This is a genomic window from Bradyrhizobium sp. WSM2254 (assembly GCF_000472645.1).
In the GTDB taxonomy this organism is placed as follows: Bacteria; Pseudomonadota; Alphaproteobacteria; order Rhizobiales; family Xanthobacteraceae; genus Bradyrhizobium; species Bradyrhizobium niftali.
Map to the genome: position 1 here is coordinate 44,382 of NZ_AXAB01000049.1, position 19,743 is coordinate 64,124.

Sequence of the window (19,743 nt, forward strand, 5' to 3'; positions counted from 1 at the left end):
GATTAACGCTTCGAGAACTGGAAGGACCGGCGGGCCTTGGCCTTGCCGTACTTCTTGCGCTCGACCACGCGGGAGTCGCGGGTGAGGAAGCCGCCCTTCTTGAGCACGGTGCGCAGCTCCGGCTCGAAATAGGTGAGCGCCTTGGAGATGCCGTGACGGACGGCGCCGGCCTGGCCGGACAGACCGCCGCCAGCGACGGTGCAGATCACGTCGTACTGGCCGGAACGCTGGGCCACGGAGAACGGCTGCTCGATCATCATGCGCAGCACGGGACGGGCGAAATAGACCTCGACCTCACGCGAATTGACCGTGACCTTGCCGGCACCCGGCCTGATCCAGACGCGGGCGACCGCGTCCTTGCGCTTGCCGGTGGCATAGGCGCGGTTGAACTTGTCGACCTTCTTCTCGTGCTTCGGCGCGTCGGGCGCCGCCGCCGTCTTGAGCTGCGAGAGCTGGTCGAGCGACTGAATGGATTCGGCCATGTTATGCGGCCCTCGTGTTCTTGCGGTTCAACTTGGCGATGTCGAGCTTCTCGGGCGTCTGCGCCTCGTGCGGATGATCGGCACCGCCGTAGACACGGAGATTGCCCATCTGCACGCGACCGAGCGGACCACGCGGGATCATGCGCTCGACGGCCTTCTCGAGCACGCGCTCGGGATGCTTGCCCTCGAGGATCTGGCGCGCGGTGCGCTCCTTGACGTGGCCAACATAGCCGGTGTGCTTGTAGTAGGTCTTCTGCTCGCGCTTGCGACCGGTGAGGACCGCATGCTGCGCGTTGATGATGATGACGTTGTCGCCGCAATCAACGTGGGGGGTGTAGGTCGGGAGGTGCTTGCCGCGCAGGCGCATGGCGACGATGGTGGCGAGACGGCCGACGACCAGACCCTTGGCGTCGATCAGCACCCACTTCTTCGTCACCTCAGCCGGCTTTGCCGAAAAGGTTTTCATATCGGAGTTTCCGTGGACGGGAGATATCGGCGCGAACACCGCACCGGACTGCGCGGTTTTCTAGAGAAGAGACGCGCAACGGTCAATGCCCGAAGACGGAAATTACATACGTAAAATCAATAGCTTAAAAATATGGTGCTATATTACCTGCTAAAAGCTCAAACATTTGGAATGGAATAGGTCGAGGTGACATGGGCGATCGGATCGGGCGAGGTGCCCGACAGCAGGTTCACCTCCCCGACCGCCAGCCGCTTGCCGAGCTTGAGGAGCCGAGCCTCGGCCAGGACGTCCTGCCCGGGCTGGCCCTTGCGCAGGAAGTTGATGTTGAGATTGGTGGTGACCGCGAGCCCGATCGGCCCGATCGCGGACAAAAGCACCACGTACATCGCGAAATCGGCGAGCGCCATCAGCGTCGGGCCGGACACGGTTCCGCCCGGCCGCAGCATCCTTTCGCTGTAGCGCTGGCGCAGCAGGCAGGTCTGGCCGTCCGCGCTCTCGATCGTGATGTCGTCGCCGCTGAAGGCCTGGGGAAACTCGCCGCGGAGAAACTGCTCGACCTCCGCCACGCTCATTTTCGCTAACGCCATGCTCCGCCTCGCCCTCGCTTCACGTCCGCTGTTACATTAGGTTATCTGCATCATCCAATTGCAATAATCCAACTGGAAACGCTTCAATGTCCGTCCAGCCCGCCCGCACCCCCTCCCCGGAACCGCCGATCCTGCTGCGCGAGATCGTCGGCACCGTCGCCGTGCTCACGCTGAACCGCCCCGCCGCGCGCAACAGCCTGTCGGAGGCGATGATCGGCCAGCTGCATGCGAGCTTCAACGCAATTGCCGAGGACAAGCGCATCCGTGCCGCCGTCATCGCCGCCAACGGTCCGGCCTTCTCCGCCGGCCACGACATGAAGGAATTGACCGCGCGCCGGGCCGATCCCGATCGCGGCCGCGCCTTCTTCGCCGAGATGATGCACGCCTGTAGCGCGATGATGCAGGCGATCGTGCATCTGCCAAAGCCCGTGGTCGCCGCGGTCCAGGGCATCGCGACCGCCGCCGGCTGCCAGCTCGTCGCAAGCTGCGATCTCGCGATCGCCTCGGAAGAGGCGAGCTTCGCCACGCCGGGCGTCGACATCGGCCTGTTCTGCTCGACGCCGATGGTGGCGCTGTCACGCAACGTGCCGCGCAAGCAAGCGATGGAGATGCTGCTGACGGGCGAGCCGATCCCGGCCGACCGCGCCCGCGAGATCGGGCTCGTCAATCGCGTCGTGGCAGCCGGTACCGAGCGCGGCGCCGCGATTGCGCTGGCGGAACAGGTCGCGCTGAAATCCGCCTACACGGTCAAGCTCGGCAAGGAGGCGTTCTATCGCCAGGCCGAGATGAGCCTTGCGGACGCCTATCGCTATGCGGCAGAGGTGATGACCGAGAACATGATGGCGCGCGACGCCGAGGAAGGCATCGGCGCCTTCATCGAGAAGCGTGCGCCGACATGGCGGGATGAATAGTCAACTCCTCATCCTGAGGAGCCGCGGAACGCGGCGTCTCGAAGGATAGAGGCCCGACTGTGGCTTCATGGTTCGAGACGCGCGTGCCGCGCTCCTCACCATGAGGGTCAGAGAAAGAAAAAGATGAACCACGACGCCTATCCCGACAATTACATCCGCGCCATCCTCAACAGCGTGAAGACGATCGCGATGGTCGGCGCCTCGCCGGTCAATGTGAGGCCGAGCTATTTCGCGTTCAAATATCTGGCGCAGCGTGGCTACGACATGATTCCGGTCAATCCCGGCCATGTCGGCAAGGAGCTGCTCGGAAAGCCCTTCGTCGCCTCGCTGTCCGACATCGGCCGTCCCGTCGACATGATCGACATCTTCCGCAACTCCAGCCACATCATGCCCGTGGTCGAGGAAGCCCTGAGGCTCGATCCGCTGCCGAAGGTGATCTGGATGCAGCTCGGCGCGCGTGACGACGTTGCGGCGGCGAAGGCGGAAGCGGCCGGCATCAAGGTCGTGATGAACCGCTGCCCCAAGATCGAATATGGCCGCCTGTCGTCCGAGATCTCCTGGATGGGCGTCAATTCGCGCACGCTCAGCTCCAAGCGCGCGCCGGCGCCGACGCAAGGCATGCGGCTATCCCTCAATCGGATGAGCGTCGGCGGTGGCGATACCGCGGCATCCGATCGTGCCGCCAAAAACAAGAGCGAGCAAAGCTGACGCAACTGCGAAGGATTCGTTTCGCGAACGCGACAATACGCAGCACGATCATTCCGTTGTGAAGTCGCGCCTTGACGCCAGCAGCGGCGCCGATCAGCATGCCGCGCGATTTCAGACCACAAGAACAGGACGCCCTCAATGAGCGATCGCCTTCCGGGATTTTCAACCCTCGCCGTGCATGCCGGTGCACAGCCCGACCCGACGACCGGTGCGCGCGCGACTCCGATTTATCAAACGACCTCTTTCGTCTTCAACGACGCCGACCACGCCGCCTCGCTGTTCGGATTGCAGGCGTTCGGCAACATCTATACCCGCATCGGCAACCCCACCAACGCGGTGCTGGAAGAGCGCGTTGCGGCGCTCGAAGGCGGCACGGCCGCGCTGGCCGTTGCCTCCGGCCACGCCGCGCAGGTCGTGGTGTTGCAGCAATTGCTCCAGCCCGGCGACGAGTTCATCGCCGCACGAAAGCTCTATGGCGGCTCGATCAACCAGTTCACGCATGCGTTCAAGAGCTTCGGCTGGAACGTGGTGTGGGCCGATTCCGATGACATCGCCAGCTTCGAGCGCGCAATCACCCCGCGCACCAAGGCGATCTTCATCGAGTCCATCGCCAATCCCGGCGGCAGCATCACCGACATCGAGGCGATCTCGACGGTCGCGCGCAAGGCGGGCGTGCCGCTGATCGTCGACAACACGCTGGCCTCGCCCTACCTGATCCGCCCGATCGACCACGGCGCCGACATCGTCGTGCACTCGCTGACGAAATTTCTGGGCGGCCACGGCAATTCGCTCGGCGGCATCATCGTCGATGCCGGCACGTTCGACTGGTCGGCGGGCGGCAAATATCCGATGCTGTCGGAGCCGCGGCCGGAATATCACGGCATCCGCCTCCAGGAGACCTTTGGCAATTTCGCCTTCGCGATCGCCTGCCGCGTGCTCGGCTTGCGCGACCTCGGGCCGGCGCTGTCGCCGTTCAACGCCTTCATGATCCTCACCGGCATCGAGACGCTGCCGCTGCGCATGCAGAAGCACTGCGACAACGCCAAGGCGGTCGCCGAATTCCTCGCCGGCCATCCGGCGGTGGCCTCGGTGAGCTATGCGGGCCTTGCCAGCGACAAGTACAACCAGCTAGCGCGCAAATACGCGCCCAAGGGCGCAGGCGCCGTGTTCACCTTCAGCCTCAAGGGCGGCTATGACGCAGGCGTCAGCCTGGTGTCGAAGCTGCAGCTGTTCTCGCATCTGGCCAATGTCGGCGACACCCGCTCGCTGGTGATCCATCCGGCCTCGACCACGCACAGCCAGCTCGACGACGCCGCCAAGGTGAAGTCCGGCGCCGGCCCCGACGTGGTGCGGCTCTCGATCGGCATCGAGGACAAGGAAGACCTGATCGCGGACCTGGAGCAGGCGCTGGGCGGGTAGTCTTCCTCGTCGTTCCGGGGCGGTGCGAAGCACCGAACCCGGAACCTCGACGTCATATGCTCATCTCTGGATTCCGGGTTCGGCTCTGCGAGCCGCCCCGGAATGACGGCCGGTGAGATTTGTCCAGGCGCCGCACAGATCCGGTTAACAGTCATTAACCACATCTGCCGCATACATCGTCTTTGGATCGCCCTTTGATTCGGAGCCGACGATGCTGCGCTGGATGCTGCCTGCCCTTGCGGCGATGCTGACGCTCTCAAGCGCGCTCGCCGCCGATCTTCGCGCCACGCCGAAGCGGCAGGCCGCCGCGCCGCCGCAGGAGGCGCCACAGGTCTACGTGGAGACCGATCCGGATGCCCTGATCTCGCCGGCCTATGGCATCGGCAGCTACATCCGCAATCTGCCGGGCACACCGCTCCTGCCCGGCTCTCACACGCTGCCGGGCTATTACGGCCGCCCCTGGGACTACGACTATCAGGGCTCGTATTACGGCGGCAAGCAGGTCGACTATTTCTGGCGCCTGCCCTACGCGTGCGGCGTCTACGGCTATTGCTGATCAGCCGGGCCGATGGTGGTCAGCCGGGCTGACTGACCGGGAACGCGCGCGGCTGGGCTTGCGCAGACTGCCGCGAGGCCAGCCGTTCCACCTGCATCACCGCAAGCGTGAGCACCACGATCGCAACCGCCTGGTGCGCGAGCGCGAGCCCGATCGGCACCTGGTTGAGCAGCGTGAGGATGCCGAGCAGCGCTTGCAGGCTCACCGCCGCGAACAGCCACAGCGCGCCGCTCGCAGCTGAACCTGCGCGCGAGCGCACCGCATCGAACGCGTGCAGCGCCGCCAGCACGAACAGCGCATAGGCCGTCATGCGGTGCTCGAACTGCACCGTCAGCACATTGTCGAACATGTTGCGCCACCACGGCGTCTCGAACCACAGCCGCTCGGCAGAGGGAATGAGCGCACCGTCGATCTGCGGCCAGGTGTTGTAGGCGCGCCCGGCGCGCAGGCCGGCGACCAGCGCACCGAAATAGATCTGCACGAAGGTCGCGACGAGCAGCAGCGCACTTGTGAACCGCAGCCGCGCGGGACCTGCGATCTTCGGCCGGTCGGCCAGTCGCCGTACCGTCCAGACGATGCCGGCGAAGATCAGAAGCGCGAGCACCAGATGCGTCGCCAGCCGATATTGCGACACCTCGACCCGCTCCGTGAGACCCGAGGCCACCATCCACCAGCCGACCGCTCCTTGCAGCCCGCCGAGCGCGAACAGCAGCCACAGCCTGCGCTTCAACTCACCGGACAGGCCACCGCGCCACAGGAAGAACAGGAACGGCAAGAGATACGCGACGCCGATCAAGCGGCCGAGCAGCCGGTGGCTCCACTCCCACCAGAAAATCTCCTTGAACTCGGACAGGCTCATGCCCGCGTTGAGCTCGCGATATTGCGGGATCTTCTTGTAGGCCTCGAACGCCTCGGCCCACTGCACCTCCGAGAGCGGCGGCAGGCTGCCCGTCACCGGCTTCCATTCGACGATCGAGAGACCGGATTCCGTCAGCCGCGTCGCGCCGCCGACCAGCACCATCAGCGCGATCAGCGCGGCCACGGAAATCAGCCACCAGCGCACTGCGCGATACGGCTCGGACGGGGCGGAATTCGTCGTCATTTCAGGGCGAAACCAAACCTTGTGCCAAAGAGACTTGAACCAAGAGGCTTGAACCGGATTGCGTGCCCCTTATAGTCCCCCGCTCCCGCAGCGCAAGTTACGCGAAAGCCGCAGCATTCCGTCATGACGATCCGCACCCGCAAGTTCCTCGGCGCCATCCTGCTCCTGGTGCTGGCCACGGTCTGGGCCCTGCTCGGCATGGCGCTGGCGCAGATGCCGTGGATCGCCGAATCCGGCTGGCGGCAGGCGATCTACTACGTGGTGGTCGGCATGGGCTGGGTGCTGCCGGCGATGCCGATCGTGAGCTGGATGCAGCGGCCTGATCGCGCCAAGTCGACGTAACGCTGCTACGTCGCGCTGCCCGTCGGTTTCACCGGCGCAAAGGCAATTCCCGACACCAGCACGCGCAGCATGCGCAGCGAGCGCACCCGGCCGTCCCAGGAAATCCGCGGCAGCGCGCGCAGATTGGTTCGCCCTTCCGCATCCACGATGCCCGGTATGGTCGACACCGCGCTGGCAAAGCCCGCCTCCTCCGCCATCACCACGTGGCTGCGCCGGAACGAGGCGCGATCGCCGAACGGAAAGGCGAGATGCCTGATCTCGCGGTGAAAGGCCGCTTCCGCAACCACCCTGCCCATCGTCATCTCGCGCAGCGCCGCCGTGTCCTTCATGTTGGCGAGAGCGGGATAGTTCACGGTCGCGCTGCCGATCGTGACGAGTGGATCGGCCGCAAGCTTCGCCAAATCCTCCCAATCCATCGACGCCTCGCGCGAAAGCCTGACGAGATCGATCCGGTAGCGCGTGCAGAGATCGGCGATCGCAGCCGACACATCCGCCGGCGGCAGCGAGCGCAGCCAGCTCTCGAGATGCGAGAACAACGCCCGCTTCTCGGCATTATCAGTGACGGTGAAGCGCTGCTCCTTCTCGCCCATCATCAGGCTGATGCGGCTCTCGCGCGCGATCACCTGCTCGAGCCCGAGCCACCAGGCTTCCCCGACGCCATCGGGAAACGCGGTGGGCACATAGATCGTGAACGGCACGGCGTGGCGGGTCAGCACCGGATAGGCGAACGTGATGAGATCCTTAGGCGCGCCGTCGAAGGTGAGCGCCACGAAGCGCCGCTTCTCCGGCAGCGTCACCGCACGCCGGCAGACCTCGTCCATGCCGAGAATGTCGTAGTTCCAGCGCTTCAGCGCCCGAATGGCACGGTCGAGGAATTGCGGCGTGATCTCGTCCTCGCGCAGCGGCTGAAACCCGCCGCGCCGCCGCGGCCGCACGTGCGCAAAGCGCAGGATGGCGCCGGCCCCACGACTGCGCAGCGCAGCCTGGCCGGTGAACCAGGTCAGCTCGAGGCGCAGCCGTTCCAGCCATCTGTCGTCGGATGCCAATATCCCACCTTCGCGCTCGCCGGCGGCCCGTTCCCTCGTCCATTGTCATTACCCTTTGTTGACATTTCTTTGCAAAGGTCGGCCACAGGCCGAAATACGTACATTTTTGATTTCTCGACAGGTTTCGCGAATGACCATGGCTGCGGCGATGCAAAGCCGGACGGCAGAAGCGCCAGCGCGGTCGAAAGCGAGCCGTATCGCGCATGTCGATATCGTCCGGGATCCCGGCGAGGCCGAGCCGGTCTGGCGCGCCTTCGAGGAGAGCGGCCACCTCTTCACGCCCTACCAGCGCTTCGACCTGCTCAGTCCCTGGCAGCGGCTGGTCGGCGGCCGCGATGGCGCCCGCCCCTTCATCGTGATCGCCCGCGACGCCGAGCGCAGGCCGCTGGTGCTGTTGCCGCTCTCCTTGCGCCAAGGCCACGGGGTGCGCACGGCCTGCTTCATGGGCGGCAAGCATACGACCTACAACATGGGGCTGTGGAACGCCGAGTTCGCGGCACAGGCCGTCGCCGCCGATCTCGACGCGCTGCTTGCGCCGCTGCGCGAGCATGTCGACGTGCTCTCGCTGACGCAGCAGCCGCTGCGCTGGGACGAGCAGCGGAACCCGTTCGCGCTGCTGCCGCGGCAGAGTGCGATCAACGGCTGCCCGCTGCTGGTGATGGAGCCGGGCGGCCCGCCCGCATCGCGGATCAGCAACTCGTTCCGCCGCCGCCTCAAGAGCAAGGAGAAGAAGCTCCAGGCGCTCGCCGGCTATCGTTATCACCTCGCCACCACCGACGCCGACGTCACCCGCCTGCTCGACTGGTTCTTCCGCGTCAAGCCGGTGCGGATGGCCGAACAGAAACTGCCCGACGTCTTCGCCGAGCCGGGCGTCGAGCAGTTCGTTCGCAGCGCCTGCCTGTCGCCGCGCGGCGAAGGCCGTGTCATCGACATCCACGCGCTCGAATGCGACGACGAGGTGATCGCGATCTTCGCCGGCGTCGCCGACGGCCAGCGCTTCTCGATGATGTTCAACACCTACACCATGTCCGAGCACGCCCGCTACAGCCCGGGCCTGATCCTGATGCGCTACATCATCGACCGCTACGCCGAGCGCGGCTACCGCTCACTCGACCTCGGCATCGGCTCGGACGAGTACAAGCGGATGTTCTGCAAGGACGACGAGGACATTTTCGACAGCTTCGTGCCGCTGACCTCGCGCGGCAAGCTTGCGGCAATGGCGATGTCCTCGGTCAGCCACGGCAAGCGGCTGGTGAAGCAGAACCAGATGCTGTTCGATCTGGCGCGACGGCTGCGGCAGGCGTTCGGGTAGACTTCGTAGTAGCGTAGGGTGGGCAAAGCGAAGCGTGCCCACCGCCTCTGCCGCAATCGTTGAAAGGTGGTGGGCACGGCGCAAGTGCGCCTTAGCCCACCCTACGATTCCGAACTCGCGAAGAGTGAGCCCTCACCCGCCGAGCTTCGCTCGGCACCCTCTCCCACAAGCGGGAGAGAGTAAAAGGCCTACGCCGCCACCACGCGCGGCGTGTCCATTGCATCCGATGGCTGCACCGGCCTGCTCAGCATCGTCACCTCGCTGAAGCCGACGGCCTTGAGCTGGTCGCACATCAGCGTGCGCGCATCCGGCTCCATCGACGCATCGGGCACCACGACGGCGCGGGCATTGGCGGTCAGCAGCTCCGCCGGAAGGTCGGAGGCGCTGCCGGCATCGAGCAGCACGTGGTCGTAGGCCCGCAGCAGCGCGTCGATCGCGAGCGTCACGCGCGGCGATTGCAGCAGGCTGCGGTCGAAGCCGGGACGGCCGGCCATCACCAGATGCAGCCGCGACAGCTTGTCCCGGGTGATCACCTGGGCGAACGAGGCTTCGCCCTGCATCAGTTCGGCAAGGCCAGGCGCCGAGGCATCGACGGACACCGCGGCAATCGTCGGCGAGGACGCGGCGAGATCGACCACGACCACCCGCGCATCGCGCGCCAGGTGGCGGGCCAGCGTCAGCGCCGACAGCGTGACGGCTTCGCCTGACGCGGTGCCGAGCACGGTGATCTTTTTTGCCGACGCGGCGCGCAGGCTGTCGGCCAGATGCCCGATCTCGGCAAACTCGGTGACACCGGCATCGGCCGTCATCTCCGGCTGAAGCGGCGCGGGCTCTTCCATGACCGGTTCGACGACCGGCTCGATCACAGGCTGGACGAACGGTTCCTGGCGAACCGCCGCCTGCGTTTGCGCCTGCGCCGGAGCAAAGACAGCCACGGCGCGCGGCGCGGTCTGGCGCAACAGCTCGCCGGTAACGACGACGCCGGACGAGAGCAGCAGCGTCGCGATCGTCGCGATCAGCACGATCGGAAGTTTCTTCGGATAGGCCGGCGTGTTCGAGACGACGGCGCGCGAGATGATGCGGCCTTCCGCCGGTGCTGTGTCGATGGTCTCGCGGGTGCTGGCCTCGCGATACTTGCCAAGATACGTCTCCAGCAGGTCGCGCTGCGCCTTGGCCTCACGCTCGAGCGCGCGGAGCTGCACGTCCTGGCCGTTGGTCGACGTCGCCTGCTTCTTGAGCTGCTCGAGGCTCGTGGTCAGGCCATCGACCCGGCCACCGGCGATGCGCGCATCGCTTTCGAGCGAGCGGGAGATCTTGGCCGCCTCGTCGCGAATCTGGTTGTCGAGGTCGCCGAGCTGCGCCTTCAGCTCCTTGATCCGCGGGTGATTGCCGAGCAGCGTGGACGACTGTTCGGCGAGCTGGGCCCGCAGCGTGACCCGCTGCTCGGACAGTCGCCGCATCAGCTCGGAGTTCACCACCTCGGACGCCTCGATCGGCTTGCCGCTCTGGAGCATCTCCTTGATCAGCCGCGCCTTGGATTCCGCATCTGCCCTCATCGAGCGCGCGTTGTTGAGCTGGGTGTTGACCTCGCCCATCTGCTGGTTCGACAGCGTGGTGTTGTTGGTGCCGACGAAGAGTGACGACTTGGAGCGGAAGTCCTCGACCTTGGCTTCGGCGTCGGAAACCTTCTTGCGCAGATTCTCGATCTCGCCCGCGAGCCATTGGCTGGCATTGCGCGCCTGGTCCTGGCGCGCATTCTGCTGGAGCACGAGATAGCCGTCGGCGATCGAATTGGCGACGCGCACGGCGAGATCCGGGTCAGCCGACTGGAATTCGATCACGATCACGCGCGACTTGTCGACGGCATAGGCCTGGAGACGCTCGTAATAAGCATCCAGCACGCGCTCTTCCGGCGTCATCGAGAACGGATCGCGGCCGATGCCGATCAGCGCGGCAAGCGACTTCAGCGGTGAAATGCCTTGCAGCACCGGATCGAATTCGGGCCGCTCCGCAAGCTTGTTCTTCTTGATGATCTCGCGCGCGAGATCGCGCGACAGCACGAGCTGGACCTGGCTGGTGACGGCCTCGGGGTCGAGCGCCTGCCGCTCCTCGTTGCTGCGGTCGCTGTTCGGACGCAGGAACACGTTCTCGCGGCCATCGATCAGGATACGCGACTCGGATTTGTAGCGCGGCGTCACGAGATTGACGACGGCGACGGAGGCGACGAGCGCCAGCACCGTCGGCACGATGATCCAGCCGCGCTTGCGCGCAAGCGCGGCACCGAGCGCGTGAAGATCGATGTCGCCGGATTCGCCGGACGCCTGCCGGGTGACAACAGGCGCAGGCCTTGCTTCAACCTTGGACTTGGCTTCGGGCTTGGCTTCGGCTTTGGACTTCGAAACAGCCCGTTCGACCACCGCCTTGACCTTGCCGGCACGCCAGAACGCTAAACGCATCGAATACTCCCGCAGGGCAACGCCGCCAAGCTACCTCAACCGGAGCGATTACACTCCATTAAGGTTGCCGCTGGGTTAATCGGGCAATCCCGCGATCAGCGCACGCGCGCTCGTCACCGTTTGTTAACCACGAGGCCTCTTAATCCGTCTCGATATTTCGACAATTGTTCGGCATTTGCCGTCGAGCGCTGGTTCAGATCATGCCCCCCTCTCCCGACCGGCCGCTCCGCATCCTGCACGCCGTGCGCGCACCCGTGGGCGGCATCTTTCGCCACATCCTCGACGTCGCCAACGGCCAGGTCGATCGCGGCCATCATGTCGGGATTCTCGCCGACAGCCTCACCGGCGGCGAGCGCGCCGACAAGACGCTGACCGAGCTCGCGCCGCGGCTGAAGCTCGGCATGCACCGCATGGCGATCCGCCGCGAGCCGTCGCCCGACGATGTCCTGGTGTGGCTGCGGATGCGGCGACTGATCGCAAAGCTCAAGCCGGACGTCATGCACGGCCACGGCGCCAAGGCCGGCGCCTTCATCCGCATGCGGCGGCGCACCGACGACACCATCCGCATCTACACCCCGCATGGCGGCTCGCTGCACTATCCACTCAACACCGTGAAAGGCGAATTCTACGCGCGGCTCGAACGGTCGTTGATGGGCGCGACCGACCTGTTCCTGTTCGAGAGCGCCTTTGCCCGCGACACCTATCAGCGCATCGTCGGCACGCCCAAGGGCGTGGTGCATTGCGTCTTCAATGGCGTGACGCCGGAGGAATTCGAGCCTGTTGTCACCACCGAGGATGCCACTGACCTCTGCTATGTCGGCGAGTTCAGGCACATCAAGGGCGCGGATCTGCTGGTCGATGCCGTGGCGCGCCTGCACGAAGGCGGCAAGAAGGTCACCCTCACGCTCGGCGGCGACGGCGAGGAGACGGCCGCGCTGAAGGCGCAGGTCGATAGGCTCGGCCTCTCCAGCGCGATCCGCTTCATCGGCCACGTCAAGGCACGCTACGGCTTCTCCAAGGGGCGGCTGCTGGTCGTTCCCTCGCGCGGCGATTCCATGCCCTATGTGGTGATCGAGGCGGGCGCGGCCGGCATTCCCATGATCGCCGCGCGCGTCGGCGGCATTCCAGAGATCTTCGGCACGGAGAGCCCGGCCCTGTTCGCGGCAAGCAACGCCGAGGCGATGGCGGAAGCGATTGCGGCCGCACTCGCCGATCCGCGGGCGACAGCGCAGCGCGCCTCCGCCTTGCGCGAGCGCATCTCCGCGTATTTCTCCCAGCAGGCGATGGTTGACGGCGTGATCGCGGGCTATCGCGACGCATTCGCCAATCATTAACCATCCTTAAGGTCGCTTTAGAGATTCTTCCGATTTGTCCGATAACGAAGTGCCCGGGGATGCTCGCCCGGGTGCAATGCTGCGCCGCGGGTTTTTGGAATGGACGTGGACGCCCGTGGAACCGCTCAACGCACGCTCGATGCTCGATGCCGCGACCGGTGCCGCGGCGAAGCTGGCTGACCAGCCCTTTGTGGAGCGCCGCCGCCGGCTCTCTCCCGCCGCGCTCGACGTCGTCAACCAGAAGGTCGCCCGCGCCTATTCGCCGATCGTAATCACCGGCATCGTGCGCCTTGCCGACTTCGCGCTGCTGAGCCTGATCGGCATCGCGGTCTATGTCGGCTACGTCATGCCGCTAGCCGGCTCCTTCAGCTGGGACTATCCGGCAGAGATCCTCGCCGTCGCGGTCGCCGCCGTGGTCTGCTTCCAGGCCGCCGACATCTACCAGGTGCAGCTGTTCCGCGGTCAACTCCGGCAGATGACGCGGATGATCTCGTCCTGGTCGTTCGTTTTCCTGCTGTTCATCGGCATCTCCTTCTTCGCCAAGTTCGGCAGCGAAATATCGCGGCTGTGGCTTGCCGCCTTCTACGTCCTCGGGCTCGGCGCGCTCTTCGTCGAGCGCCTGGTGCTGCGCTCGCTGGTGCGTGCCTGGGGACGCGAGGGCCGGCTCGATCGCCGGACCATCATCGTCGGCTCCGACAGTAACGGCGAGCAGCTGGTGGAGGCACTGAAGGCGCAGGAGGATTCCGACATCCACGTGCTCGGCGTGTTCGACGACCGCAACGACAGCCGCGCGCTGGACACCTGCGCCGGTGCGCGCAAGCTCGGCAAGGTCGACGATATCGTCGAGTTCGCCCGCCGCACCCGCGTCGATCTCGTGCTGTTCGCGCTGCCGATCTCGGCGGAAACGCGCATCCTGGAGATGCTGAAGAAGCTCTGGGTGCTGCCGGTCGACATCCGCCTCTCCGCCCACACCAACAAGCTGCGTTTCCGTCCCCGCTCCTACTCCTATCTCGGCGAAGTCCCGACGCTCGACGTGTTCGAGGCGCCGATCACCGACTGGGACCTCGTGATGAAATGGCTGTTCGACCGCCTCGTCGGCGGTCTCGCGCTGCTCGCGGCCCTGCCGGTGATGGGACTGGTGGCGCTGGCGGTGAAGCTCGACAGCCCCGGCCCGGTGCTGTTCCGCCAGAAACGCTTCGGCTTCAACAACGAGCGCATCGACGTCTACAAATTCCGCTCGATGTACCATCACCAGGCTGATCCGACGGCCTCGAAGGTCGTGACCAAGGACGATCCGCGCGTGACCCGCGTCGGCCGCTTCATCCGCAAGACCAGCCTCGACGAGCTGCCGCAGCTCTTCAACGTGGTCTTCTCCGGCAACCTCTCCCTGGTCGGCCCGCGTCCGCACGCGGTGCAGGGCAAGCTCCAGAGCCGCCTGTTCGACGAAGCCGTCGACGGCTATTTCGCCCGCCACCGCGTCAAGCCCGGCATCACCGGCTGGGCCCAGATCAACGGCTGGCGCGGCGAGATCGACAACGAAGAGAAGATCCAGAAGCGCGTCGAGTTCGACCTCTATTACATCGAGAACTGGTCGGTGCTGTTCGACCTCGTCATTCTCCTGAAGACGCCGATCTCGCTGCTGACCAAGAACGAGAACGCGTATTGAGTTTTGTCGTACCCGAGCCTCACTGTCATCGCCCGGCTTGACCGGGCGATCCAGTAATCGCCGGCAGTAGAAACTGCCACGAACGGCTCGGAGTACTAGATGCTCCGCCTTCGCGGGGCATGACGTCGGAAGTTGTGTGTACCAGTTTGCGTAAGCGTATGAGCGTGTGATGGCGTATGCGGCGACAGCCGGTGGAGTGAAATTAGCCGCGCCGGCTGCGCCCGGCGTGCTGGCGCTCCAGCGCGCGCTGGTGTGGCTTGTCGGCGCTTCCGGCGCCATCGTCTTCATCGAACCCAGCCCCTACGAGATCGTGACGCTGCTCGCCACCGTCGCCTTCTTCGCCACCGGCCTGCGCCTGCGGCTTGCGCTGATGCCGCTGCTACTGATGCTGGTCCTGCTCAATGTCGGCTACACCATCAGCGCGATCCCGCTGTTCGAGCAGCCCGAGGTGGTGAGCTGGATCGCGACCTCCTGGTACATGGCGGTGACCGTGGTGTTCTTCGCCATGGTCACGTCCGAGGACACCGCGGCCCGGCTCGACATGCTCCGCCGCGGCCTCGTGGTCGGTGCGATGGTTGCCTCGCTGGCGGCGGTCGCCGGCTACTTCCACCTGGTTCCCGGCGGAGACGACCTTCTCACGCTCTACGGACGTGCGCGGGGCACGTTCAAGGACCCGAACGTGCTCGGCGCCTTCCTGATCCTGCCGGCGCTGTTCGCGCTCCAGAGCGTGGTCTCCGACAAGCTGGCTAAGGCCTTCCGCAACGTCATCGCCTTCGGCATCATGTCGCTGGCGATCCTGCTCGCCTTCTCCCGTGCCGCCTGGGGCGGGCTGGTGCTGACCTCCGCCTTCATGCTGGCGCTGATGGTGCTGACCAGCCGCACCAACGCGCAGCGCTCGCGCATTGTCGTCATGGCGATCGTCGCCGCGGTGCTGGGCCTCGCGCTGATCGCGGTGCTGCTGTCGTTCGATTCCACCGCCGAGATGTTCAAGCAGCGCGCCAGCTTCGACCAGAGCTATGACGAGGGCCGCTTCGGCCGCTTCGGCCGGCACATCCTAGGTGCGGAGATGGCGCTCGACCTGCCATTCGGCATCGGCCCCCTGCAATTCCACCGCTTCTTCCCCGAGGACACCCACAACTCCTATCTCAACGCCTTCATGTCCGGCGGCTGGCTCTCCGGCGTGTGCTATCCCGCCCTGGTCTTCACCACCGTGATTATGGGCTTCCGGCACATCTTCGTCCGTGTGCCCTGGCAGCGTGCCTATCTCGCGGTCTTCTCCGCCTTCGTCGGCACCGTCGGCGAAAGCTTCGTGATCGACACCGACCACTGGCGGCACTTCTGGATGATGCTGGGCGCGATGTGGGGCATGATCGCAGCCGCGCAGGCCTATAAGCTCAAGTCTCGCGACGAAGCTTCTTCAGCTTGAGATCGGGACGCTTCTCCGGCGGCGTGTCCAGAAGGCTCTTCAGCGCCTCGGTGGCCGCGAGCACGCCCTTGTAGCCCTCGGTCGCGAAGCGCAGCAAAAGACGCAGCTCCTCGTCGGAATAGCCGCCAAAGACCTTCTCCATCGCCTGCTGCATCGGCACGTAGAACTGGCCGATCTTCATCATCGCCTCCGGCACGACCGCGATGAAGACCTTGCGGCGGTCTTTCTCATCCCGCTCGCGGCGCACGAGGCCAGCCTTCTCGAGCCGGTCGACCACGCCGGTGATGGCGCCCGTCGTGAGGCCTGTCACCTCGGCGAGCCGGCCTGCGGTAACGCGTCCCTCGAGATAGAGAATGTCCATGCATTCGAGGTCGGAATTGGCAATTCCGGCAACGTTCGCAACGGCCTGGCCATAGAGCACGCCCTGCGCGGACGACCGGCGCATCGCCACCTCGAGTTCCTGCAACAGCGCCGCGCGCGCCTTCGTCCTTGACAAGGCCGACCTCATATCTTAGTCGATATATATCTTAGCCACTAAGAGATTTAGTGACCGTAATTTCTCCTAGCACCACGGAAACGTCGGGAGCAAGCCGCCATGTCCAACCGTCCCCGCAAGGCCCTGATCATCGGCGCCGGCATCGCCGGGCCTGTCGCCGCGATCCTGCTCCGCCGCGCCGGCATCGAGTCCGCGATCTACGAGGCCTGGCCCTATTCGAAGGGAATCGGCGGCGGCCTTCAGATCGCGCCGAACGGCATGCATGTGATGGACGAGATCGGGCTCGCAAACGAGCTGATCACCCGCGGCTCGGTCGCGGAATCCTTCGACTTCTATTCGCAGGAAGGCCGAAAGCTCGGCTCGATCAATCGCGATATGGAGCGTCGCTTCGGCCAGCCCGCGGTGAACGTGTGCCGCGCCACGCTGAACGAGATGCTGATCGACAAGGCCTGGTGCGCCTGCGTCTCGCTCTATTTCGAGAAGCGCCTGATCAAGATCGAGGATCGCGGCGACCAGCCGATCATCGCCTATTTTGCCGACGGCACCACCGCCGAAGGCGACTTCCTGATCGGCGCCGACGGCGTGCATTCCATCACGCGACGCCAGGTGGTGCCGGACGGCCCCCGGCCCTTCGACACCGGCCTGATCGGCTTCGGCGGCTTCGTGCCGCACGCCGTGCTCGACGGCAGGCCGATCGGCCGGCACGTCGAGACCACGTTCGGCCAGAGCGGTTTTTTCGGCTACGGCTATTGCAGCCCGGATCCGAACGACGGCGTGATGTGGTGGAGCACGCAGCCCGCGCACGGCATGGACGCGGCGATGTTCCGCGCGCTCGATGCGTCGACGCTGAAGCAGCATCTGCGCGGCTTCCATCGCGGCTGGCACGATCCGATCCCCGACATCATCGAGGCGGCCGAGAACATCGTGGTCACCGACACGCTCGATGTCGCGACCCTGCCGACCTGGTCGCGCAAGCGCTCGCTGCTGATCGGCGATGCCGCGCATGCGACCAGCCCCCATGCCGGCCAGGGCGCTTCGCTCGCACTGGAAGATGCGATGCGGCTTGCGCGCCTGATGCAGGACGGACAGGAGCTCGGCGCCACCTTCCAGGCTTTCGAGGCCGAGCGGCGCCCGCGCACCGAGAAGATCGTCGCGATGGCGCGCCGCAACGGCAACAGCAAGCGCGAGTTCAGCGCCACCGGCGCGTGGGTCAGAAATCAGATGATGAAATGGTTCTTGCCGTTGGGCGCAAAGGGCATGGACTTCATGTACGCCTATGACGCGCGGGCGGTGTAGCCACAATCACGGTGTCATCGCCCGCGAAGGCGGGCGATCCAGTATTCCAGAGACAATGCGGCTAGAACCGAGAGGCTGCGGCGTACTGGATGCCCCGCCTTCGCGGGGCATGACAGCGTCCGTGGCGCGCAACTGCGCCTACTTCTCCACCCCGAACGTCAGCCCCGCATGCTCCTGCAGCCGCTGGATCAGCTTGTGCTGCATCGCCGCGCCCGGCGTCCAGATGCCGGCGGCGACGTCCGGCGTGTCGCGCAGCAGGCAGATCGCGCATTCGGAGATCATCTTCGAGGTCGAGCCGTAGCCGGGATCGCGGTCACCGGTGACGCCGGCGCGGACCATGCGGCCGTCGGGCGCGACCGCGACATAGAGCAGATTGAACAGCCCCTTCTCGCGCTCTTCCTTCGACGGCCCCTCGCCCGGTTTCGGCGCATTCGGACCGGTCTTCTCGGCGTTGGCGGCCATCACGCGCTTCGCATTGGCCTCGCCCTTCTCGCCGGGGCCGGTCAGGACCATCTCGTCGTAGACGAACTCGCGGCCGTAGGGAAAGCCCATCAGCATGTTGGAGCGATGGACGTTGCGCGTGTTGATCAGCGCCATCATGAACGGCGCGGTCCAGGACTGCAGATCCTCCTCATAAGCTGCTCGGTTGCCCTTCGGCTGCTTCGGGCCGGTGAAGCCGGGCGTCAGCGCGAAGTGATCGTTGAGAATGGCGACAAGGCTGAGATCCTTGGCGACCGCATCGAAAGTCGCTTTCGCGCTTGCCGCGGTGCCGCCTGACAGCGTGCCGCGCATGTCGCGCACACGCCCCTTCACGCGCGCAGCCGGCGCGCCGAACACGCGCCTGGCCTCTTCCTGCACGAAGAACGTGCCGAGCTCGAACGGCACGGAATCATAGCCGCAGGAGAACACGATGCGCGCGCCACTCGCCTTGGCCGCCGCCTCGTACTTGTCGATCATCTGCCGCATCCAGACGGGCTCGCCGCAGAGGTCGAAATAATCCGTGCCGCCAGCAACGCAGGCCGCAAGCAGGACTTCGCCATAGAGTTGATACGGACCGACCGTCGTGATCACCGACTTGGTCTGCGCGACCATTGCCTTCAGCGAGGCGGCATCGGACGCATCGGCCACGATCAGCGGCGTATCCGCGGGCGCGCCGATCGCCTCGCGTACCGATTTCAGCTTGTCGAGGCTGCGGCCCGCCATCGCCCATTTCAGCGCCTTGTCATCCTTGTAGTGCGCCGCCAGATATTCGGCGACGAGTTGGCCGGTGAAGCCGGTCGCACCGTAGACGACGATGTCGAATTTCGCAGAGCTCATGACTGGCCTTTACTTTTTCGCGTAACTCACGCCCATGCCGGCACGGACGTCGCTTTGAATGCCATAGGGCGGAATCGGATAACGCAGGCCGTTCTTCGCCAGCGCCTTCATGCCCAGGGTCGCCTTGGCGAGATGCTCGGGCTTCAGGGCCATCAGCATCTCCTCGTCCGGCACGCCGCCATAGCGCCGTTCGGCATAGCATGGCAAGGACAGGCTGGGCTCCCCGGTCTTGAGCGCCCGCCCCCACGAATCCGCGCAAGCGGTCTCCCCGACCACGCCCCATTCGAACTTCTTGTAGCCGGTATATTGCAGGCCGTTGATCAGGATGATCATCTGCCCGGGCGTCGCATAGACGAGACAGATATCGGGCGGGTCGAGCCGGCCGCTGGCGAGCGGGCTGACCGCGAGCGCCTGATAGTGCCCGAACGGCACCACGTCGAGCGCCTCCTGGCGCTTGCGTGCGTCCTCCGCCGTGCCGTGCCAGACCCCGACATAATTTTCGCCGGCGAGCCATTTGTCGTCCTGCGGCGCCAGGCCGATCACCGCGCGGCACTGGCTACCTACGAGATCGTCGGCGGTGATGCCGACGGTCCAGCCCAGACGCGCGGCCATGCTGACGATCTGGTCGGTGGTGTGGATCGCATTCGGCCGCCGGATTTTCGGGATCGCCTCCATGTCCGCGGCACGTGCGAACAGCTTCATGCCGATCACCGTGGTCTTTAGCCGCAGCAGGCTGTTGAGATCGGCGACGAGGCCGGCAAGATCGATCTTCTCAGCGCTCTGCTGTTGCATGGCGTCCTCCGGGCCGGCGATCGAGCGCC

The 19,743-nt window shown here is 65.5% G+C and carries 19 protein-coding genes; 10 read left to right on the forward strand and 9 right to left on the reverse strand.

Features of this window, described 5'->3' with window-relative positions; all coding sequences use genetic code 11:
• Positions 1-2: 2 nt before the first annotated feature.
• From rpsI to A3M7_RS0130795, 3 genes are all read right to left on the reverse strand, one after another.
• Positions 3-482, reverse strand: a complete 480-nt coding sequence (rpsI, locus tag A3M7_RS0130785; RefSeq protein WP_027547376.1) for a 30S ribosomal protein S9 — start codon at positions 480-482, stop codon at positions 3-5.
• Between the two features lies 1 nt (position 483).
• On the reverse strand, positions 484-948 hold the full coding sequence (rplM, locus tag A3M7_RS0130790; protein ID WP_015685724.1) for a 50S ribosomal protein L13: 465 nt from the start codon (positions 946-948) through the stop codon (positions 484-486).
• Positions 949-1,106: 158 nt separating this feature from the next.
• Positions 1,107-1,535 (reverse strand): PaaI family thioesterase, encoded by a 429-nt coding sequence (locus A3M7_RS0130795; protein WP_027547377.1) that lies wholly within the window; start codon positions 1,533-1,535, stop codon positions 1,107-1,109.
• A gap of 86 nt (positions 1,536-1,621) precedes the next feature.
• On the opposite strand from A3M7_RS0130795, the gene A3M7_RS0130800 reads away from it, so the two are divergent.
• From A3M7_RS0130800 to A3M7_RS0130815, 4 genes are all read left to right on the forward strand, one after another.
• Complete coding sequence (locus A3M7_RS0130800; RefSeq protein WP_027547378.1) at positions 1,622-2,446, forward strand: enoyl-CoA hydratase; 825 nt, start codon at positions 1,622-1,624, stop codon at positions 2,444-2,446.
• A 123-nt stretch (positions 2,447-2,569) separates the two neighbouring features.
• Positions 2,570-3,154, forward strand: coding sequence for a CoA-binding protein (locus tag A3M7_RS0130805; protein WP_027547379.1), 585 nt, complete (start codon positions 2,570-2,572; stop codon positions 3,152-3,154).
• Positions 3,155-3,292: 138 nt separating this feature from the next.
• A complete protein-coding gene (locus A3M7_RS0130810; RefSeq protein ID WP_027547380.1) occupies positions 3,293-4,573 on the forward strand; it encodes an O-acetylhomoserine aminocarboxypropyltransferase in 1,281 nt (426 codons plus the stop codon).
• Between the two features lie 211 nt (positions 4,574-4,784).
• A complete protein-coding gene (locus tag A3M7_RS0130815; RefSeq protein WP_027547381.1) occupies positions 4,785-5,129 on the forward strand; it encodes a hypothetical protein in 345 nt (114 codons plus the stop codon).
• A 19-nt stretch (positions 5,130-5,148) separates the two neighbouring features.
• Here A3M7_RS0130815 and A3M7_RS0130820 read toward each other — a convergent pair whose 3' ends face one another.
• Complete coding sequence (locus A3M7_RS0130820; protein ID WP_027547382.1) at positions 5,149-6,231, reverse strand: COX15/CtaA family protein; 1,083 nt, start codon at positions 6,229-6,231, stop codon at positions 5,149-5,151.
• A gap of 123 nt (positions 6,232-6,354) precedes the next feature.
• Here A3M7_RS0130820 and A3M7_RS0130825 point away from each other — a divergent pair, with 123 nt between their 5' ends.
• Complete coding sequence (locus A3M7_RS0130825; RefSeq protein WP_027547383.1) at positions 6,355-6,573, forward strand: DUF2842 domain-containing protein; 219 nt, start codon at positions 6,355-6,357, stop codon at positions 6,571-6,573.
• Between the two features lie 5 nt (positions 6,574-6,578).
• Here the strand turns inward: A3M7_RS0130825 and A3M7_RS0130830 are convergent, their stop codons facing one another.
• On the reverse strand, positions 6,579-7,619 hold the full coding sequence (locus tag A3M7_RS0130830) for a polysaccharide deacetylase family protein (RefSeq protein ID WP_027547384.1): 1,041 nt from the start codon (positions 7,617-7,619) through the stop codon (positions 6,579-6,581).
• Positions 7,620-7,749: 130 nt separating this feature from the next.
• Between A3M7_RS0130830 and A3M7_RS0130835 the strand changes: the two genes are divergently transcribed.
• Positions 7,750-8,931 carry a GNAT family N-acetyltransferase gene (locus A3M7_RS0130835; protein WP_027547385.1) on the forward strand — a complete coding sequence of 394 codons (1,182 nt, stop codon included), beginning with the start codon at positions 7,750-7,752 and terminating at the stop codon, positions 8,929-8,931.
• Positions 8,932-9,119: 188 nt separating this feature from the next.
• Here the strand turns inward: A3M7_RS0130835 and A3M7_RS0130840 are convergent, their stop codons facing one another.
• Complete coding sequence (locus tag A3M7_RS0130840) at positions 9,120-11,387, reverse strand: exopolysaccharide transport family protein (protein WP_027547386.1); 2,268 nt, start codon at positions 11,385-11,387, stop codon at positions 9,120-9,122.
• Between the two features lie 200 nt (positions 11,388-11,587).
• On the opposite strand from A3M7_RS0130840, the gene A3M7_RS0130845 reads away from it, so the two are divergent.
• The 3 genes from A3M7_RS0130845 to A3M7_RS0130855 all read left to right on the forward strand — a co-directional run bounded on the left by A3M7_RS0130845 (position 11,588) and on the right by A3M7_RS0130855 (position 15,813).
• Positions 11,588-12,721, forward strand: coding sequence for a glycosyltransferase family 4 protein (locus A3M7_RS0130845; protein WP_027547387.1), 1,134 nt, complete (start codon positions 11,588-11,590; stop codon positions 12,719-12,721).
• Between the two features lie 115 nt (positions 12,722-12,836).
• Complete coding sequence (locus A3M7_RS0130850; protein WP_027547388.1) at positions 12,837-14,387, forward strand: undecaprenyl-phosphate glucose phosphotransferase; 1,551 nt, start codon at positions 12,837-12,839, stop codon at positions 14,385-14,387.
• A gap of 169 nt (positions 14,388-14,556) precedes the next feature.
• Positions 14,557-15,813, forward strand: coding sequence for an O-antigen ligase (locus A3M7_RS0130855; protein ID WP_027547389.1), 1,257 nt, complete (start codon positions 14,557-14,559; stop codon positions 15,811-15,813).
• Here A3M7_RS0130855 and A3M7_RS0130860 read toward each other — a convergent pair.
• Positions 15,782-16,258: a MarR family transcriptional regulator gene (locus A3M7_RS0130860; protein WP_049823771.1), complete on the reverse strand. Its 477-nt coding sequence runs from the start codon at positions 16,256-16,258 to the stop codon at positions 15,782-15,784. The genes A3M7_RS0130855 and A3M7_RS0130860 overlap by 32 nt on opposite strands.
• A 150-nt stretch (positions 16,259-16,408) precedes the next feature.
• Between A3M7_RS0130860 and A3M7_RS0130865 the strand changes: the two genes are divergently transcribed.
• Complete coding sequence (locus A3M7_RS0130865; protein ID WP_027547391.1) at positions 16,409-17,605, forward strand: FAD-dependent monooxygenase; 1,197 nt, start codon at positions 16,409-16,411, stop codon at positions 17,603-17,605.
• 138 nt (positions 17,606-17,743) lie between these two features.
• Here the strand turns inward: A3M7_RS0130865 and A3M7_RS0130870 are convergent, their stop codons facing one another.
• Positions 17,744-18,922: a trans-acting enoyl reductase family protein gene (locus A3M7_RS0130870; RefSeq protein ID WP_027547392.1), complete on the reverse strand. Its 1,179-nt coding sequence runs from the start codon at positions 18,920-18,922 to the stop codon at positions 17,744-17,746.
• Between the two features lie 9 nt (positions 18,923-18,931).
• On the reverse strand, positions 18,932-19,714 hold the full coding sequence (locus A3M7_RS0130875) for a DUF169 domain-containing protein (protein WP_027547393.1): 783 nt from the start codon (positions 19,712-19,714) through the stop codon (positions 18,932-18,934).
• Between the last annotated feature and the right edge of the window lie 29 nt (positions 19,715-19,743).

Bases quoted from the DNA above. Each gene is read 5' to 3' on its own strand.
- rpsI (WP_027547376.1), bottom strand. From the start codon at position 482: ATGGCCGAATCCATTCAGTCGCTCGACCAGCTCTCGCAGCTCAAGACG.
- rplM (WP_015685724.1), bottom strand. From the start codon at position 948: ATGAAAACCTTTTCGGCAAAGCCGGCTGAGGTGACGAAGAAGTGGGTG.
- A3M7_RS0130795 (WP_027547377.1), bottom strand. From the start codon at position 1,535: ATGGCGTTAGCGAAAATGAGCGTGGCGGAGGTCGAGCAGTTTCTCCGC.
- A3M7_RS0130800 (WP_027547378.1), top strand. From the start codon at position 1,622: ATGTCCGTCCAGCCCGCCCGCACCCCCTCCCCGGAACCGCCGATCCTG.
- A3M7_RS0130805 (WP_027547379.1), top strand. From the start codon at position 2,570: ATGAACCACGACGCCTATCCCGACAATTACATCCGCGCCATCCTCAAC.
- A3M7_RS0130810 (WP_027547380.1), top strand. From the start codon at position 3,293: ATGAGCGATCGCCTTCCGGGATTTTCAACCCTCGCCGTGCATGCCGGT.
- A3M7_RS0130815 (WP_027547381.1), top strand. From the start codon at position 4,785: ATGCTGCGCTGGATGCTGCCTGCCCTTGCGGCGATGCTGACGCTCTCA.
- A3M7_RS0130820 (WP_027547382.1), bottom strand. From the start codon at position 6,231: ATGACGACGAATTCCGCCCCGTCCGAGCCGTATCGCGCAGTGCGCTGG.
- A3M7_RS0130825 (WP_027547383.1), top strand. From the start codon at position 6,355: ATGACGATCCGCACCCGCAAGTTCCTCGGCGCCATCCTGCTCCTGGTG.
- A3M7_RS0130835 (WP_027547385.1), top strand. From the start codon at position 7,750: ATGACCATGGCTGCGGCGATGCAAAGCCGGACGGCAGAAGCGCCAGCG.
- A3M7_RS0130840 (WP_027547386.1), bottom strand. From the start codon at position 11,387: ATGCGTTTAGCGTTCTGGCGTGCCGGCAAGGTCAAGGCGGTGGTCGAA.
- A3M7_RS0130845 (WP_027547387.1), top strand. From the start codon at position 11,588: ATGCCCCCCTCTCCCGACCGGCCGCTCCGCATCCTGCACGCCGTGCGC.
- A3M7_RS0130855 (WP_027547389.1), top strand. From the start codon at position 14,557: ATGGCGTATGCGGCGACAGCCGGTGGAGTGAAATTAGCCGCGCCGGCT.
- A3M7_RS0130860 (WP_049823771.1), bottom strand. From the start codon at position 16,258: ATGCGCCGGTCGTCCGCGCAGGGCGTGCTCTATGGCCAGGCCGTTGCG.
- A3M7_RS0130865 (WP_027547391.1), top strand. From the start codon at position 16,409: ATGTCCAACCGTCCCCGCAAGGCCCTGATCATCGGCGCCGGCATCGCC.
- A3M7_RS0130870 (WP_027547392.1), bottom strand. From the start codon at position 18,922: ATGAGCTCTGCGAAATTCGACATCGTCGTCTACGGTGCGACCGGCTTC.
- A3M7_RS0130875 (WP_027547393.1), bottom strand. From the start codon at position 19,714: ATGCAACAGCAGAGCGCTGAGAAGATCGATCTTGCCGGCCTCGTCGCC.